General features: G+C 27.7%; 21 protein-coding genes. 5 read left to right on the top strand and 16 right to left on the bottom strand.

Annotated elements, in window-relative coordinates; genetic code table 11:
- Nucleotides 1–3: 3 nt before the first annotated feature.
- The 7 genes from H612_RS0104890 to H612_RS0104860 all read right to left on the bottom strand — a co-directional run bounded on the left by H612_RS0104890 (nt 4) and on the right by H612_RS0104860 (nt 5,385).
- Nucleotides 4–720 carry a response regulator transcription factor gene (locus H612_RS0104890; RefSeq protein WP_027130422.1) on the bottom strand — a complete coding sequence of 239 codons (717 nt, stop codon included), beginning with the start codon at nt 718–720 and terminating at the stop codon, nt 4–6.
- A 20-nt stretch (nt 721–740) separates the two neighbouring features.
- Nucleotides 741–1,472 (bottom strand): pseudouridine synthase, encoded by a 732-nt coding sequence (locus H612_RS0104885; protein WP_027130421.1) that lies wholly within the window; start codon nt 1,470–1,472, stop codon nt 741–743.
- A gap of 10 nt (nt 1,473–1,482) precedes the next feature.
- Nucleotides 1,483–2,031, bottom strand: coding sequence for an SMC-Scp complex subunit ScpB (gene scpB / locus H612_RS0104880; RefSeq protein ID WP_027130420.1), 549 nt, complete (start codon nt 2,029–2,031; stop codon nt 1,483–1,485).
- Between the two features lies 1 nt (nt 2,032).
- On the bottom strand, nt 2,033–2,737 hold the full coding sequence (locus H612_RS0104875; protein WP_027130419.1) for a segregation and condensation protein A: 705 nt from the start codon (nt 2,735–2,737) through the stop codon (nt 2,033–2,035).
- 20 nt (nt 2,738–2,757) lie between these two features.
- On the bottom strand, nt 2,758–3,663 hold the full coding sequence (locus H612_RS0104870; protein ID WP_027130418.1) for a tyrosine-type recombinase/integrase: 906 nt from the start codon (nt 3,661–3,663) through the stop codon (nt 2,758–2,760).
- Between the two features lie 99 nt (nt 3,664–3,762).
- The gene (locus H612_RS0104865; protein ID WP_027130417.1) at nt 3,763–4,467 is read right to left on the bottom strand and encodes a YoaK family protein; all 705 of its coding nucleotides are present in this window, start codon (nt 4,465–4,467) and stop codon (nt 3,763–3,765) included.
- Nucleotides 4,468–4,503: 36 nt separating this feature from the next.
- On the bottom strand, nt 4,504–5,385 hold the full coding sequence (locus H612_RS0104860) for an NUDIX hydrolase (RefSeq protein WP_027130416.1): 882 nt from the start codon (nt 5,383–5,385) through the stop codon (nt 4,504–4,506).
- Between the two features lie 236 nt (nt 5,386–5,621).
- Between H612_RS0104860 and H612_RS0104855 the strand changes: the two genes are divergently transcribed.
- The 4 genes from H612_RS0104855 (at nt 5,622) to H612_RS0104840 (ending at nt 7,503) form a co-directional block, all read left to right on the top strand.
- A complete protein-coding gene (locus tag H612_RS0104855; protein ID WP_027130415.1) occupies nt 5,622–5,813 on the top strand; it encodes a DUF2929 family protein in 192 nt (63 codons plus the stop codon).
- Nucleotides 5,814–5,913: 100 nt separating this feature from the next.
- Nucleotides 5,914–6,387, top strand: a complete 474-nt coding sequence (locus H612_RS0104850) for an NUDIX hydrolase (protein WP_027130414.1) — start codon at nt 5,914–5,916, stop codon at nt 6,385–6,387.
- A gap of 13 nt (nt 6,388–6,400) precedes the next feature.
- Complete coding sequence (locus H612_RS0104845) at nt 6,401–6,784, top strand: thioesterase family protein (protein WP_027130413.1); 384 nt, start codon at nt 6,401–6,403, stop codon at nt 6,782–6,784.
- Between the two features lie 5 nt (nt 6,785–6,789).
- Nucleotides 6,790–7,503, top strand: coding sequence for an alpha/beta fold hydrolase (locus tag H612_RS0104840; protein WP_027130412.1), 714 nt, complete (start codon nt 6,790–6,792; stop codon nt 7,501–7,503).
- Between the two features lie 283 nt (nt 7,504–7,786).
- On the opposite strand, the gene codY is transcribed toward H612_RS0104840, so the two are convergent.
- The 8 genes from codY to H612_RS0104800 all read right to left on the bottom strand — a co-directional run bounded on the left by codY (nt 7,787) and on the right by H612_RS0104800 (nt 16,750).
- Nucleotides 7,787–8,569, bottom strand: coding sequence for a GTP-sensing pleiotropic transcriptional regulator CodY (gene codY / locus H612_RS0104835; protein ID WP_027130411.1), 783 nt, complete (start codon nt 8,567–8,569; stop codon nt 7,787–7,789).
- A gap of 79 nt (nt 8,570–8,648) precedes the next feature.
- On the bottom strand, nt 8,649–9,956 hold the full coding sequence (gene trmFO / locus H612_RS0104830) for an FADH(2)-oxidizing methylenetetrahydrofolate--tRNA-(uracil(54)-C(5))-methyltransferase TrmFO (protein WP_027130410.1): 1,308 nt from the start codon (nt 9,954–9,956) through the stop codon (nt 8,649–8,651).
- Between the two features lie 21 nt (nt 9,957–9,977).
- Nucleotides 9,978–11,219, bottom strand: coding sequence for a tRNA uracil 4-sulfurtransferase ThiI (gene thiI / locus H612_RS0104825; RefSeq protein WP_027130409.1), 1,242 nt, complete (start codon nt 11,217–11,219; stop codon nt 9,978–9,980).
- Nucleotides 11,209–12,360, bottom strand: coding sequence for a cysteine desulfurase family protein (locus H612_RS0104820; RefSeq protein WP_027130408.1), 1,152 nt, complete (start codon nt 12,358–12,360; stop codon nt 11,209–11,211). Before H612_RS0104820 ends, thiI begins: the two co-directional genes overlap by 11 nt.
- Before the next feature lie 310 nt (nt 12,361–12,670).
- On the bottom strand, nt 12,671–13,105 hold the full coding sequence (locus H612_RS0104815; protein WP_027130407.1) for an acyl-CoA thioesterase family protein: 435 nt from the start codon (nt 13,103–13,105) through the stop codon (nt 12,671–12,673).
- 1 nt (nt 13,106) lies between these two features.
- Nucleotides 13,107–13,694, bottom strand: a complete 588-nt coding sequence (locus tag H612_RS0104810) for a lysophospholipid acyltransferase family protein (RefSeq protein WP_027130406.1) — start codon at nt 13,692–13,694, stop codon at nt 13,107–13,109.
- Nucleotides 13,695–13,773: 79 nt separating this feature from the next.
- Nucleotides 13,774–14,457: a (d)CMP kinase gene (cmk, locus tag H612_RS0104805; protein ID WP_027130405.1), complete on the bottom strand. Its 684-nt coding sequence runs from the start codon at nt 14,455–14,457 to the stop codon at nt 13,774–13,776.
- A gap of 175 nt (nt 14,458–14,632) precedes the next feature.
- Nucleotides 14,633–16,750 (bottom strand): DNA topoisomerase III, encoded by a 2,118-nt coding sequence (locus H612_RS0104800; RefSeq protein WP_027130404.1) that lies wholly within the window; start codon nt 16,748–16,750, stop codon nt 14,633–14,635.
- 297 nt (nt 16,751–17,047) lie between these two features.
- Here H612_RS0104800 and H612_RS0104795 point away from each other — a divergent pair, with 297 nt between their 5' ends.
- A complete protein-coding gene (locus H612_RS0104795; protein WP_027130403.1) occupies nt 17,048–17,500 on the top strand; it encodes a nucleoside 2-deoxyribosyltransferase in 453 nt (150 codons plus the stop codon).
- A gap of 79 nt (nt 17,501–17,579) precedes the next feature.
- Here the strand turns inward: H612_RS0104795 and H612_RS10075 are convergent.
- Nucleotides 17,580–18,230, bottom strand: a 651-nt coding sequence (locus H612_RS10075; RefSeq protein ID WP_027130402.1) for an LPXTG cell wall anchor domain-containing protein, incomplete at its 5' end; no start/stop codon positions are given.

Genomic DNA, 18,230 nt, shown 5'->3' with positions numbered 1-18,230 from the left:
TTTTTAAAGGCTATTTTGTGAAGTATCAAACTTATAACCTATTCCCCAAACAGTCGTAATCATTTTTGCCACTTTCGGAGAAATTTTATCAAATTTTTTTCTTACCCTTTTTATATGAGTATCAACAGTTCTTAAATCTGTATAAAAGTCATAATCCCACACTGTTCGTAATATCTCACTTCTTCTAAATGCCTTATCTGGAGATTTAGCTAAAAATAAAAGTAAATCAAATTCTTTTGGTGTTAAAAATACTTCTGTATCATCAACAATAACTTTGTGAGAATTAACATCTATTATCAATCCTGGGAAAACTAATACATCCTTTGTATATAACTCTGGTGTATAGAAAACACTTCTTTTTGTCCTCTGCAAAATAGCATTTATCCTAAGCATTAACTCACGTGGACTAAATGGTTTTATGACGTAATCATCAGCACCTAGTTCAAAGCCCTCAACTCTACTTTGCTCATCAGCTTGTGCTGACATAATTATGACAGGAGTAGCTTTTGTTTTTCTAAGTTCAGTCAATATTGTCTTACCATTTAACATTGGTAAATGAACGTCTAATAACACACAAGAATAATCCATATATTTTAAACGCTCTAAACCATCTTGGCCATTATCTGCCTCATCAACAATATATCCTTCCTTTTCTAAATACATTACTAATAACTTTCTAATTCTTTCTTCATCATCAATTATTAAAACTCTCTCTGCCATTTATTATCACTTCCTATTTTTTACTTATCACCATTTTTCGCCTTATTTATAAGTCTTTTCACTTCATGAATTGTAAGAATTCTGTATTCGCCCTTTTTCAATCCTTCTAAACTTAAATCCTCTATTGATTCACGTTTTAATTTCATAACTTCATATCCAAGTACTTCAAACATCTTTCTAACTTGTCTATTTTTCCCTTCATGGATAGTAAGTCTAACTAATGTATTAGAACTCTTATTTTTATTTTTTACTATACTTACTTCCGCTGGTGCTGTTTTATAGTTATCTATTCTCACACCAGAACGAAGTATTTTCAAATGATTATCTTCTAATCTACCATTTATTTTTACAACATACGTTTTTCTTATTTTATGTCTCGGATGTGTTATAAGATTAATAAATTCCCCGTCATTTGACATAATAAGTGCTCCAGAAGTATCGTAGTCAAGCCTTCCTACTGGTACTACCCTTTCATTTACAGATTCAAAAAAATCTTTTACACACACCCTATCTTTTTCATCTGCCATTGATGTAATGACTTTTTCTGGTTTATAAAATAAATAATATCTTTTATTTTCTTTTAATAACCTAACACCATCTACTATTATCACATCACTTGGTTCTGCTTTTATACCTAATTGGGTTACTACTTCCCCATTTACTGTTACTTTTCCATCTAATATCAACTGTTCTGCTTTTCTTCTCGAAGTATAACCCGATGCAGCTATCAATTTTTGCAGTCGTTCTGCCATTATTTTCCTCCTACTTTTCTAAAAATTGTGTCAATTCCTCATTACTTATAGTGTTTGATTTAGGCAATTCTTCCAAACTTTCTAAACCAAAAACATCTAAAAATAATTCTGTTGTTTCGTATAATTTTGGTTTCCCTATAGCATCTAGCGTTTTATTTGAGACTATCAGTTCCTTATTTATTAATGAATATAATATAGAATCACTATTTACTCCACGTATCTTTTCTATTTGAAGTTTTGTTATTGGTTGATTGTATGCAATTATTGCTAATGTTTCCAGAGATGCTTTTGATAATTTTACCAAATTTTTCGAAACTATCGCTTTTTTTATAACTCCATATATGTCTTCTCTAATGAGCATTTTATACACTGAACCAAATTTTTTAATCACTAAAGAATTTTCTTTTTTATTATATTCTTCACTGTAAATATTTAGCATATTCTTTGCTTCATAATTTTCTATTTCCATAAAAGTTGAAAAGAAGTCTATACTTAGACCCTCTTCACCTTTCATAAAAAGCAACGCTTCTATTATTTTTTTTGTTTCATCTAATAACATACTATTCTTCCTTTAATTTGTATTCTAAAGAGATTTCATTATCATCTTCGCTACATATTAATTCTTGATCCTTTATCATGGTCAGTAAGCTAATAAATACTAAAACCAATTCTTGTCTTTCATGATAACTTTCTATTAATTCAAAAAAAGTTAACTTTCTTTTAGTGATAAATTTTTGAAGTAAATTATCTTTTACTTCTTCTAAAGAAACTTCTCGTCTATAACTAACTATTTTTTTATCATCATTATTTTTTTCTTCTAACGATTTTAAAATTTTTTCCATCGCTTTTAATAGTTTTTCAGACGGCATCCTTAATTCTCTAATGCTTCCAACATTTTCAAGATCTATACTTTCTTTTTCTAAAAACTGTGCTCTATTATGTTGAAGAGTTTCTAATTTTTCACTAAGTTCTTTGTAATTTTTATATTCAATAAGTTGTTGTACGAGATCTTCTGGTTCTTCATATTCATCATCATCAAATACAGGTAGTAAACTTTTACTTTTTATATGAAGTAATGTCGCAGCCATTACAATATATTCTTCTGCATTTTCTAATGAAAAATTTTCCGTATTATTTATATATTCAAGATAACTTTCAGTAAGCTGTGCGATTGGAATATTATAAATATCAATCTCCATTTTCTCAATAAGGTGGAGTAACAAATCAAGCGGACCTTGAAAAACCTCCAAATTAACATTATACATTTTATTATTTATTATCCTCTTTATTTCATTGCTTTTCTTGGATGATTATTTATCACCCTTTTTAGAGTTTTTTTGTCCTGTACATTTTTTAAATATAACTTAAGACTATTTATATTTTTTAATCCTAATATTTCTTGAACTTCTTCCACAGGAACTTTATCTTCTAACAGATGTATAGCTAAAGAATTTCTAAAATTCATCGTATTTAATTCTTTTTTTAATTTAAGTTCTTGTTGACGTTTTTTAAATATTTTCCAAAACCCTTGACGACTAATACCTTGACCATCATGATTTAAAAACAATTTACCAGAACCTGTTGTCGATATTCCTATTTTTTTCAATTCTTCTAAATAATTTTTTAGTGCATCTACAGATTCTTTATTAAGTGGAACTGTTCTATAACCATTTTTTCTTTTATATTTTAAATATCCAATTTCTAAATTGACATTTTTCATTTCCAAGTTTATACATTCTGTAGGTTTTATACCAATAGAGTATGACAACTCAAAAACTGCTTTATCCCTATAATCGGTCAAACTTTGAGCGTCAATATCTAAAATACGTGCTATTTCCTCTCTTGTGAAAATCACTAACTCCTCTTTAGTATCCCTATTTATTTTTATATCAACATTAATTTTATTTGAAATAATCTTTTCATCATATAGATAGTCAATAAAAATATGAACAGTTGATACTGCTCTTGACAATGTTGCCGGAGAATATTTATTTTTTCTTAAATATTCTATGTATTGCGAAATAAATTCTTCATTTAACCAAGAAGTATAGTTTTCTATTTTATGTTCAGACTCCTCTATGTATATGAATAATTTTTTCAAATCTCTAAGATAAGCATTAATAGTATTTTGTGAAAAATTTCTTTGATTTAATAAGTTTTCTTGAAATTTTTTTAATGTTCTTTGACTCATAAAAATCCCTCCCTAGTATTTTAATGTAAAATTCCCTAATTTACTAATTTTGCTTTCTATATAGATTATAACATCTCAAAAACTTTATGTAAATGTATTTTATTTAGTTTTTCTAGTAAACTTCTTCTGTATTATTCCCACAAAAAATATATTTACTACCATTACTATAATTGGAGTGAGAATAGCTTTGTGCCAATAGTATTTAGACATCGCCGCTCCGAATAAAACTCCAAACAAAAATACTGATATTACTAATGCATATGTCATAAAAGGAACTTTACTATTTTTTTGTTTTAAAAATAAATACTTAAACATGTGCTCACTCATTGATCTTAAATTTCCTGTACAGAATACACTAGCAAATGCTAAATTATTAATTTTTCTAAATCCATCAAATTGAATTGCACAAATAAATGAAATAACTATAGGACGAATATCGATTCCAAAAATAGATTGTTTTATAAAAATAAAAATTAAAGCAAAAATTTGAGTACAAAGTAATATATAAATGTGTTTAAATATTGATAACTTCTTATATTTCGATTCTATAAATTTACTAACCAAAACCCCTACTATAAAAGAAAATATAGGAACAAGATAGTGTCTTACTGCCCCGAAATCACCATCAATCAAACCAATACCAACAAAAATCAAATTTCCAGTTTGGGCATTTGCAAATATTCCACCACAATTTACATAAGTATAAGCATCAAAAAAACCACCAACAAGTGTCAATAACAAACAAAAAACTAATTGCTCCTGTACAGGAAGTTTTTCGTTTATTATAGTTTTACGTATATCCATATTGTTTTTTGTATATTCCTCCGTAATAAATTTTTATTAATCAAATATTGTTTTCCAATCTTTAGAATTGTAACAGTCAAAACACATCTTTAATTGCTCATAGGTATTTCTTGCCGTTGATAATTCTGGAAGACTATCTAATGAGAAAAATTTAGCATCTAATGTTTCAGTATTTTCTTTAAAACTATGACTAATATACTCACATAAAACAAAAATTTTCACCATTCCAAAAGGAAAATCAACAGAATGATGTCTATTATAATCTTGAACTGCAATTATTTTGACAGGGTTAACAACTGCACCAGCCTCTTCACTAGCTTCTTTGATAACATTTTCTTTGACACTTCTCGCCACATCTTGATACCCACCTGGTAAAGACCACTTTCCATCAAACTGCTCTCTGACTAATAAAATCTTATTATCTTTTATAATAGCTGCCCTATTTTCCACCTTAGGTGTTTGATATCCTAACTCACCAGCAAAATCAAATTTTATCTTTTCAGGTGATATATCATATTTATAACTCAACATTTCACAAGAAATTTCTCTAATTCTTTCAGAACGTTCTCTGTCGAATTTATCTTTGCTATACGCTAATGAACATTGTGCTAAAAATTGCAACTCTTGTGCCCAACTTTTCCAGATACTATCACGATAAACCTTAACCACATCTTCAATATTTTTTATAAAAATTGCATTTTTTACATCAAGAAAATCATAATCGTGTTTTAACAAAAAAACATTCGTGTAAGTTTCACTTAAGTTATCTTTATCCGCAGTTAAAAATAATATATTACTTTCTATGTTTTTATTTTGTGTTATAATTTCAAAATTTATACTCTCTATGGAAAATAATTTTTTTAACTCTTCGGTTACTTTATCTTCTAAACTTTTATCAATCAATAATTTTTGATACATAGCACTTACCTCCGTTTTTAAATAATATTATAACATAATTAATATTATTTATGCTATTAAATTAGAAATATTTAAAAAAACCTTTAAATATACTTTTATTTTATTCTCGATTGAACTTTTAGCATATTCTATTTTAAACATTTTTATTTTAAATTTTAATTTATACTAAACTTCTTGTAACTTTTTATTATTAGTTGTATAATAGTTATTGTAAATATATAAAAGGAGGGATTAGAATGAAATATATTGTTTCTCTAATCTGGGCATTTATTTTTTCATTTGTCACAATATTTATTATCACATCAATTTTAGGAAGTAATGGACAAACATATTCTGTTGAAAACTGTGCTATTCTTTCAGTTTTATTTACTATATTTGTTGCATTACTAGAAGCTGTTGGTTTTGATAAAAAACGTAGTGAAAACTAAATTTTTAAATTATAAATTATTATTAAAATTTCTAAGAAGGTAGGTTTCCGAAGTTTTTTAAAAACTTCTTTCCTACTTTTTTATTTTAGGAGTGAATTTCATGGAAAATATTTTAGCAACGATGTGCTATGTTGATAACGGAGAAAGTTATCTTATGCTTAAACGTACGAAAAAGGAAAATGATATACACGAAGGATTAACTATTAGCGTTGGTGGAAAATTTGAAGCAGGGGAAAGTCCAGAAGAATGTGTAATCCGTGAAGTAAAAGAAGAAACAAATCTTGATATAATAAAACCACGTCTTAGAGGAATAATTACTTTCCCACTATTTGACGGTGAAAAAGACTGGTACACTTATGTATTTACCGCTACTAACTATAAAGGAAAAATTACTGAAGATTGTAACGAAGGTGATTTAATTTGGGTAAAAAAATCTGAAATGAAAAATATAAAAACTTGGGAAGGTGATTACATATTTTTAGATTGGTTAGTAAAAGAAAAACCATTCTTTTCTGCCAAATTTAGTTATAAAGACAAAAAATTTATTGACTATGATGTAACTTTTTATGAATAAAGGAGAACTTAAAATGAATATAGAATTGAATAAAACATTTGAAAAAACTTATCAAGTAAAGGTTGAAAACAGTGCTAAAAACATGGGAAGCGGTGATTTAGAAGTTCTGTCTACCCCTAGTTTAGTTGCGTTTATGGAAAATTGTGCTAAAGAATATTTAAATACCTTCCTTTCTGAAGAGTTAGGGAGTGTCGGAAGTAATATTAATATTAATCATCTTGCTCCCACTTCCATAGGAAAAGAAATCATAATAAAAGGTATAATTACAGAAATAGTAAAAGAAAAAATTGTTAATTTTTCATTAGAAGCATTTGAAAATGATAAAAAAATTGGAGCAGCAACACACACACGAGTTATTATTAATAATAATAAATTTATGAAAAGACTATTTGATTAACAAGTATGAAAAAAAATATCTTCAAAAAAATTATTTACGTTACTATTGTGCTTGGACTAACAGGTTTAGTTGCATTTGTTATTTACGCATCTTCTTATTACAAAGCTGATGAAAATGTAAGTAGATTAATTAAAACTGAACAAATAGTTGTCGAAAACGACTCTATTAAACTTATACCAAAAATACACCAAAAAAATATAGGAATTATATTTTATCCAGGAGCAAAAGTAGAATATACTTCGTATCTGCCTATGTTGAATAAATTAAAAGAAAATGGATATACTGTTATCTCACTTAAAATGCCATTTAATATGGCAATTTTTGGAAAAAACAAAGCAAATGAGATTTATGATAATCATCCTAATATAAAACATTGGTACATTGCAGGGCACTCTATGGGAGGTGCTATGGCTAGTTCATATGCGTCTGCTCATCAAGATAAAATAGAAGGTCTAATATTATTAGGTGCCTACCCTTATGGAGATTATCCTTTAAATAAAACATTAACCATTTATGGAACTCTAAACACCAGTGTCGCTGAAAAAATTAATTATACAGAAAATGTTGTTAAAATTGATGGGGGCAACCATGCTCAATTTGGCAATTACGGAAAACAAAAAGGTGATGCTGAAGCACATATTAGTCCAGAAGAACAACAAAATGAAACTGTTTCTACCATAATAGATTTTATAAAAAATAATCGACAAAATATCTACTAAGAAAAATACAATCATATATAAACAAAATTGTTTCTCATTTGAATCGTTTTGCTATTAAAATGAAGAAGATTTAAGAGTAAAAAATGAAATAAATAGAAAAAATTATCTACGATTGTTTCAAATATTAATTTAAGAAAAGATAATTTTTCCTATGCCCAAAAGTAGTTTCCTAAATTTTAAAAGAAATTGAAAATTAATTAATAGCTAGATAAATTATTATTTTAATAAAATAGAAAAAGCTTACACATAATGTGAAGCTTTTTAATTAAGTCAATTTTACATTTTAATATTCATTTGAAAAAATTAATTCTAAGAAATAATTTTTTAGAACCTTAATATATGTTCCCTTCATTCCTAACGATTTAGATTCGATAATTCCAGCACTTTCCAATTTCCTAAGTGCATTTACAATAACTGAACGTGTTATTCCTACTCTATCTGCTATTTTACTTGCGATAAGTAAGCCTTCTGTTCCATCTAGTTCTTTAAAAATATGTTCAATAGCCTCTTTTTCTGAATACGATAATGAATTAAGAGCCATATTTACCATATCTTTATCACGAGCTAGATTCTTTTCTTTATCTTGTTTTTCATGAAGTATTTCAATTCCAACAACAGTTGATGCATATTCAGCTAATACCAAATCATCATCTTTAAAGTCACTATCCATTCTTCCAATTACAAGAGTACCTAAACGTTCGCCTCCACCTCTTATTGGTAAAATAACGGTGTAAGTATTTCCTTCAAATCTCTCTTCTTCCTCTTCAGGAAATATAGACAGTTCATTTTTAAATGGAATATTTACCTTCGTCGCATATACTTTCATAGTTGCATCTAAATATGCTTTCGGTACTTTTCTATCACGAATAATTTTTTCCATACGTTCATTTGAGTAATCTATAATAGAATCATATCCTAAAATATTTCCCTCAACATCCAAAATATAAACAACAGAATCTAAAATTGGACTAAGACGCATGGCCATTGCTTCGAAATCAACATTTTCATGTCGACCTTCTTGTAAAATTGTACTTATTTTTCTTGTTTTTTGTAATAAACTCGCCATTATCTTCTCCTTACAAAAAATACTTTCCTCGCTTATTATAACATTTATTTGACAAAATTGTAAGACTTTTTAAAAAATTTTATTTAACAATTTTGAAATTTTCTAAAATTTCTAGCGATCTTTTGGCATATCTTTCATATTTTTCTTTTTTATCTTTGATTCTTTCCTCTAATGATTTTATAATTCCAAAATTAGCATTCATAGGTTGGAAGTTTTTATTCGTATTATCAACTATATAATTAGCCATTGCTCCTATCATAGTCTCAGTTGGAAATATTACTTCCTTATCTTCTTTATTATACAAAGCATTTAAAGCTGCAACTATACCAGAAGCTGCACTCTCTACATAACCTTCTACACCTGTCATTTGTCCTGCAAAATAAATATTTTTTTCTTCCTTTAAACGATATGTTTTTTCTAACAGCTGTGGAGAGTTCAAATATGTATTTCTATGCATTACTCCATAACGTACTATATTAGCATTTTCTAAACCAGGTATCATATTTATAATTCGTTTTTGTTCACCCCATTTTAAATGTGTCTGGAATCCTACTATATTGTACAGCGTACCTTCACTGTTGTCTTGACGAAGTTGAACAACTGCAAAAGGTCTTTTATCCGTTTTAGGATCTTCTAAACCAACTGGTTTCATAGGTCCAAATAATAAAGTTTTTTCTCCACGTTTTGCCATTTCTTCAAATGGCATACATCCTTCAAAATAAATTTCTTTTTCAAAATCTTTCAAAGGAGCAGCTTCGGCTGTTATTAATGCATTGTAAAAATTTTCAAATTCTTCTTTTGTCATCGGACAATTCAAGTAGGCTGCTTCACCTTTATCATATCTTGATTTTAAATATACTTTATTCATATCAATAGAATCTTTTTCAATAATTGGTGCAGCTGCATCATAAAAGTAAAGTCCATCTTGATTTGTATATTTTTTAATATCTTCACTTAGTGCATCAGATGTTAAAGGCCCTGTTGCCACTATTACAGGAATTTCTCCTTTTGGAATTTCTTTTAATTCCTCTTCAATTACATTAATGTTTGGGTGATTTTTTATATTATCAGTTATCATTTCAGAAAACTTATCCCTATCTACTGCCAATGCACCTCCAGCAGGAACTTGTGTTGCATCTGCACATTTTATAATTAAAGAATCTAACATTCTCATTTCTTCTTTTAATAATCCTACAGCATTAGTAATATTATTCGCTCTTAGCGAATTTGAACATACTAACTCAGCAAAATTTTGAGTTTTATGTGCTGGTGTCATTTTTTTAGGACGCATCTCATATAAATCAACCCTTACTCCACGTTTTGCTAATTGCCATGCCGCTTCACTACCAGCTAACCCTGCCCCGATTACAATTATTTTATTATTCATTAATTATCTCACTTTCTCCAATTATAATAAGTCTGAAAAATCTTCTTTTATTATCTTTTCTTCTTTCATATCTTGAGTTATAACTCTACCATTTTTATCAAATAGATACGTTTTAACACTTGCCAATGTTTCTTCCATAAGCTCAGAATAATCATCACGTGCTTCATATGCAGATATTTTTTCTAATCTTGGTTTAGTTTTTGGTGCCTTTGGAGTAAAAATTGTACAACAATCTTCAAATGGAAGATTAGAAATTTCTAATGTATCTATCTCTTTTGCAATTTTTATTATATCAACCTTATCCATTGTTAACAACGGACGTAAAACTGGCATATTAGTTACATTATTAATACAATTCATTGATTCTAAAGTTTGGCTAGCTACTTGACCTAAAGATTCCCCTGTTGCAATAGCGAGACATCCTTCTTTTTTAGCAACATCCTCTGCTATACGTAACATAAATCTTCTTGTTGAAGTCATAGTATAGTTAGATGGTATTCTTTTAACAATTTCTGTTTGCAGTTTCGTAAAGTTTACCACATGAAGTTTAATTTTACCTACTACTTCACTCAATTTTTTTGTTAAATCAAATATTTTTTGTAGTGCTTCTTCCGAAGTAAATGGTGGTGATTGAAAATGAATCATCTCTACTTCTACACCTTTAACCTGTAGTGTATGTGCTGCCACAGGTGAATCGATTCCTCCAGATAAAAGAAGCAATGCTTTTGACGAAGTATTAACTGGGAAACCTCCTATACCCTTTATAAAATCTGTAAAGATAAATATTCCCTCACTTCTCACCTCAACATTAATAACAAAATCTGGATTTTTTACATCAACTTTTAAATTTTTATAATTTACTAATACATGACTTCCAAAAATATTATTAAGTTCATTAGTATTATGAGCAAAATTTTTATTAGGTCGTTTAGTTTGTATTTTAAAAGTATAACTTGTATCTTTTTTTGTTTCTAACAAATTATCAATAACTTTCTTCGCTTCTTCTACATCCAGTGATGCACGCAAAACAGGTGAAAAATTATGAATACCAGGAACCTTTTTTAATTTCTCTATAATTTGTTCTACGTGTTCATTACTATCTAGATGAATATACATTCTATCCCTTTTTGTTTGAACATGAAATCCTCTTAATCCTTGAAGATTATATCGAATATTTTTAGTAAGTTTTTTTAAAAATTCATTTCTATTTCCTGATTTTAGAGTAAGTTCTCCATATCTAACTATTATATGACTATATTCCACTTTCTATTACCTCTTTAAATTTTTTATTGTACTCATCTTTAAATACTTCTATAAATTTATCAACTTCATCTTCTCTAGTTTCATAAGAAAAACTAACTCGAATACTTCCTTCGATATTTTCTTTTGATAAACCTCTTGCATATAATGCTTCATTTAAGTGAAATGTTTTTGATGAGCAAGCACTCGTTGTAGAAATCATAATTTCACGTTCATTAAGTGCATTAACTATTGCTTCACCTTTTATTTTTGGTAGGCTAATATTAATTATTGAATGGCTAAAATTATCTTCTAGAGGAGAATTAATAACGACGTACTCCAAATTACCTAATTCATTTATAATTTTTTGTTTATACTTTTTATGAAGAATTTTTACACTTTCTACATTTTCATAAGACAATCTTAACGCCTTAGCTAAACTGACAGCTCCTGCAACATTGACCGTTCCACTTCGCAATGAATTTTCTTGACCACCACCAAAAGTAATATTATGTACATTTCGTCTTGATCTTAAATAAAGTAAGCCTACACCTTTTAAACCATGAAATTTATGTGCCGATATTGCATAACTATCAACTTTAGTCAAATCTATTTTCTCTTTCAACACTCCTTGAACACCATCCACATGAAAATGAACCTTTGGATAATCTTTTAAAATTTCTATTATTTTATCAAGCGGCTGCACAGCACCAAAAATATTGTTAACATGCATTACGCTAACTAAAATAGTTTCCTTTGTCAGCAAAGACTTAAAGTGATCTAAATCTATAAAGCCATTCTCATCTACATTAACATAGTCTAAAATAAAACCACGTCTTTCTAATTCCCTAAAAGTTTCTAAAACAGATGGATGCTCAATTTTTGAAACTATAACCCTATTACCAAAATCTTTTTTATGTTGAGTACTCCCCAAAATTGCTATATTATTACTTTCCGTTGCACACGAAGTAAAGAATAAAGTATCTTTATCAACACCTAATATGTCACCAACTTGAGTACGTGCCGCTTCCAAAAGTTTACTAGCAGTTTTTCCATATTTATTTATACTAGCTGGATTTCCATAATAAGTATTATTAACCTCAACAAAAGTTTTTAAAACTTCCTTATAAGGTTTTGTAGTTGCACAATTATCTAAATATATCATCGCTTCTACCTTTCTCGCTTTTTATTGAAAGTGGAGCTAAGTCATTCCCAATGTAAAATTATAATATTTTACAAAAAATATCACTTATTTTTTCCACAATCACTATAAACCACTATAAAGTATATAATAAAATCAAGATTTTATCAATAAAATATGCAGTTACCATTACACTTATTTTTTATAACAATCTCTAAATTTTTTTAAGACATTCTTAAATTTGAATTTGTTACTTATAAAAAATAAATTCCAGAAAAACTAACACTTGTTAATGCGAATTTCACTGGATTATTTTATAATTTTACATTAATTATTATTTATCTTTATATTCATTATCAACAACATCTTTTAAAATCTGATCCCATTTTGGAAGATTTCTATCAACACGGACTGCTCTATCACTTTTTGTACCAAGTATATTATGTGATGTACTTGCTAAAGCAATTATCACTCCATCTACATAAAACTCATAAGAAAAAACTGTTTTTATACCATTATGTTTTTCTATCCATGTTTTAATAAATATATCTTGACTTTCAAATCTAATATTATTTTTTATAGAATATTTTACATCAACATCTGCATAGTACAAATTGTAATCAATCAAAGTATCAATATCTATTCCCAAACTATTCAAAAAATATTTTTTAGATAGATTAAGCCAATCATAAATATATTTATTGTCCAAATAACCTGCTGTATTAAAAAATTTTTTTTCCAATTTAAATTTTATCGTTTTTTCGTACATACTATCTCTCCTTTTTTATTAAATCTGAAATAGCGTTCATTAAAATCTCTGTTATTTCATCATGCGTTTTCCCTTGTTCTTTAAGAGAAGTCGCATCTATTTCGTCACCAACAACAATTTTTATACTAGAAAATAATCTGAAATTTTTACTCGGAATAATCGCAAAAGGAATAATTTTTGTTTTAGCTCTTGTTGCTATAAATGATGCACCATTATGCGACTGTCCCAAATCCAACTCTTTTGAATGAGAGCGAGTACCTTCTGGAAAAATCCCTACTACCTCACCATCTTTCAATAATTTTATACTTTTATTTATTGCTGTTCTATCAAATGTTCCTCTTTTAATTGGAATTGCTCCAGTCGATTCTAATGCTTGCTTTACAAAAAATATATTAAATAACTCTTCCTTAGCAATAAAACGAATTTTCTTTTTAAAAAGTGCTGGGAATAAAAGTGGATCATGGTTACTCAAATGATTACCAGAAATAACAACACCTTTAGCATTCTCTATTTTTTCTCCATTTACTATTGTCACTCTAAAAAATATTTTATAAAATAATGACAACAATATCTTTACAAAATTATACATCTTACACTCCTAATTTATTTTCTTAATACCAATTTAATGCAAATCAACTTTCCTCTGCATAAAAATTAAACATAATGAGCTAATTACTTTCTAATTGAACTCTTTTTATTATATTTGTCATATTATTTACAACTTCATCTATAGTTAAATTAGTTGTATCAATTAAAACTGCTGATTCAACTTTTACTAATGGTGCTATGTCTCTATTTTCATCTTGCCAATCACGTGCTTTGATATCTTCTTTTACTTTTTCAAAATCTATATTAACTAAACCTTGCTTTTCAAAATCTAAAACACGTCTTCTAGCTCTTTCTTCTACTGAAGCTGTTAAAAATATTTTTACATCTGCATTAGGCAGTACAACTGAAGCAATATCACGTCCATCCATAATAATATTATTGCTATTTGCCAAATTTCTTTGAGTATCTATCAAAAACTCTCGAACAGCAGGTGATTTTGCAAATAAAGATGTGTATTTAGAAACTTGTGCAGTACGAATCTTATCGCTTACGTCTTCCTTATTCACAAAAACATATTGACGTTTATTATCGAACTTTACTTCAAAATCAACACTTTCTAATAATGTAGTTATTTTTTTTTCATCAAGTTCTTTAAGATTATTATTTAAAAAATTATATGTTAATGCTCTATACATTGCACCTGTGTCAACATAATTATATCCTAACTTTTCTGCTACCATTTTTGTTATTGTACTTTTTCCAGAACCAGCTGGACCATCTACGGCTACTGATATATACTTCATCATTTACCTCTCACACTAAATTTTCACTCTATATTATAGCATATACTAGGCTTAAACTCTAGTTTTACATTTGAAAAACAAAAGAAAGAACAAAAATAATTAGATGATTTCAAAAATCAATTTAGATAACTAACCTTTAAAATCATCTTATTTACATCTTTATTTTTCTAATTATTTATTTTAAATCTAATTTCAATCCAGCTAGTTTATCCTTTAGAGCATTATTCTCTAAACTCTCCTGTTTCATATACTTTCTCATATCCATTTTGCTAGCTTTATCTTTCTTATTGTTTTTTATTCTCTTATCCACTTCTTTTTGTTTTAGTGAATTACCACAACTACATCTATAAGTTGCATTTTCTCCATTTCCAAAAAGTGTCATTTTTTTATGACAATTATCACAACGAAGATTTGTTAATCGGCTAATTACCTTTCTATTTTTACAACTAGGATTTGAACATTTCAACATCTTAGTTCCTTTTTTATCAACTTCTAACATAAAACTACTACATACTTCACACTTTTTACCACTTATGTTATCATGTTTAAATTTATCTTCACTACGTTTTATTTCTTCAATACATTTTCTAGTATATTCCTTAATATCTTTCAAAAACTTATCTTTTGATAATCTATTTTTTGCAATATTATCTAATTGTTTTTCCCAGGTTGCTGTCAAAGATGGACTTTTTAAATTTTTAGGAACTAGATTTAACAATTGTTTTGCTTTATTCGTAGTTTTTATTTTTCCATTATCAAGAACCAAATAATCATTAGTAAACAACTTCTCCAATATATCTGCTCTTGTTGCAACCGTTCCTATTCCATTAGTTTCTTTTAAAATTTTTCTTTCATTTGCATCATCGACGAATTCAAATGGATTTTCCATTGCATAAATCAAACTTCCTTCTGTATAATAACTTGGAGGTGTAGTTTGTTTTTTATTATAACTCAGAGAATCTAAACTTTGTTCATTATCGCTAAAATTAATTTTTTTATCTTCCACTTCATCCATACTTAAACTCTTGTATCCCAACTGAATAACTCTTGTACCTTTAGCAGAAAAAACTTTACCATTTAAATTAAAACTATAGGTCGTTTCTTCATACTTATGTTCGGGTAAAAGATTTTCCAAAAATCTCTTAACTACTAAATTATAAATTTTTAACTCCATATCAGATAGTGACATATAATTAGGTTTTTGTTCTGTTGGAATAATAGCATGGTGATCGCTTACTTTGGAATTGTTTATAATTCTCTTAGTATTTAAAGTCTTGTTATTCAAAATTCCTGAGATGGTCTCTTTGTATTCTCCACCTATTGCTCTAAGTCTATCAAAAATTGTATTTTTCATATCATCCGTTAAATAACGGCTATCCGTACGAGGATATGTCAAAATCTTATGACGTTCATATAAACTTTGCATAATATTTAAAGTTTGTTTTGGAGAAAGACCAAAAATCATACTTGCCACTTGTTGAATATCTGTAAGGTTATACAAGGGTTTTGGAGTAGATAGCTTTTGTTTAGTAATAACTTTATCAAATTTTATATTTCTATTTCGATTTTCTTTTACAAATTTATCTGCTTTCTCCAGATTAAACTCACTTTCTCCACAACTGAATTTTATACCACCAATATTACACTCAAAAGTATAGTAGTCTTTTGGTTTAAAATTTTTAATCTTTTCTTCCCTTTCAAATACCATCTGTAGCGTTGGTGTTTGAACACGTCCGCAATTCAAAGAAGCGTTATATTTTAAAGTTAATGCTCTTGAAGCATTTATACCTACTAACCAATCGGCATTTGCACGTGCTACACCTGAGTAATACAACCCTAGATACTCAGTACCATTCTTTAAATTTTTAAAACCATCTTTAATAGCTTTATCTGTTACAGATGAAATCCAAAGGCGTTTAATATTTTTTTTACAATTAGCTTTTTCTAGAATATATCTAGCAACTAACTCCCCTTCTCGTCCTGCATCTGTCGCAATAATTACTTCATTAACATCTTTTCTATTAAGTGCATTTTCTACAACCTTATATTGTTTGAAAGTTTTTTTTATAATTTCAGTTTTCATAAACTTGGGAATCATTGGTAAACTTTCTAAATTAACATTATTAAATTCTTTATATCTATCTGGTGTTTGTAATGTTATTAAATGCCCCAATGCCCAAGTAACAACATACTTACCACCTTCAAGACAACCATTTTTATTATTTTTAGCACCTAAGTTTCTCGCAATATCACGAGCAACTGAGGGTTTCTCACAAAGTACTACACTTTTCATTAAAATTCCTCACAAAATTAATTTTTAATCATCAAAAATATAAAAATTTATTCTCTTAATAATTTTGTAAAATAAAATTATTCAAAATCAAATAAAATTTTATATCTTTTTTACTTTACTATATTATTACTCATAAAAATTAGTACAAACTAATAGTTTTCTTATATTCTATTATAAGCTATATTCAAAAAATTAGCTAGTATGCACTTATTATCAATATCAATAATTAATAAATTTAGTTGTAAATTATTTTTAAAAATATTATAATTTAATTATTGATTATTGGAGGTATTACTTATGAAACTTTACTTAGCAGGAGCATTATTTAATGAAGCGGAAATCGCCCAAAGACTTAAAGAAGGAAAATTACTAAAAGAACATTTTGGCAATAATTTAGAAATTTTTAATCCTATTGAGCAACCATTTAATGAAGATAAACAAACACTTCCTACACCTCAAGATATATTTAACGCAGATACAAAAGCAGTAGAAGAATGTGATATATTCTTAGCTGATATTACTAATGAAGATAGTGGTGTTATGGTTGAACTTGGGTTAGCGATTGCACTAAATAAAAAAATTATCGCCATCAACTCTGATATTAGATTAAAATCTGCTAATAAATATGATATTCCTAGCTACGCAATGAACCATTATGTTCTTGGTGGAATTTTAGAAAATGGAAAATTAGTATTTAGTTTTGAAGAAGCAATAAAAGAATTAGAAAATTTATTCTGTTTAAGAAAATAAATTTCATTAATCTAACAAAAACAAAAAACGAGAGCTAGCAAATAAAAGCTCTCGTTTTTGTGAATTTATAACTACTTTGTTATTTTGTTCTTTTTCTCATTAAGGTTATTAATAATCCAAATGCTATTCCTACTATTCCAACTGTTGCTGTATAAATTGATTTTATCCCTGTATTTGGTAATACCTTTTGTCCATTTATATTGTTTATATTTGTTGTATTGCCTGTATGAATATTACCAGTTGTCTGATTACCTTTTTTGCTTACTATCGCAAATTTACTAAAGTGTGATACTTCAAATACCACTTCACCATTTACTACTTTTGATGGAATTTTTTCTAATGTTCCATCCTCTTTTACATGGTATACATCCACATTAGTTTCACCATTTGCCAGTGCTATTCTTACTGTTCTTGTTTTATTTATACTTACTTCTTTTCCACCTTTTGTCATTCCTAAATCTAATATTCTTACAGTATTAGCATTTAATTGTTTTTTTATTCTCTCTATTAATGATCTATCTTCTACCTTTCTTACTTTTAAGCCATCCGCATTTACTTTTTCTTCAAACGTTACTGTTACTTTTCCTGATTTAAATTGTTTTTGTAGTCCTGATTGCATCTGTTTGTTATTGTCAGATTTTGGTGTTTTCGGCATATTTGGTTTTACATTACCTTTATTATTGCCATCTTTCGGTGGCGTTGGTTTGCCTGGTTTTTCTTTATCTTTATC

Source organism: Gemella cuniculi DSM 15828, from assembly GCF_000425665.1.
Taxonomy (GTDB): Bacteria; Bacillota; Bacilli; order Staphylococcales; family Gemellaceae; genus Gemella; species Gemella cuniculi.
Note: the sequence above shows the minus strand (reverse complement) of the source record. Positions and strands in the feature narration are given on the sequence as shown.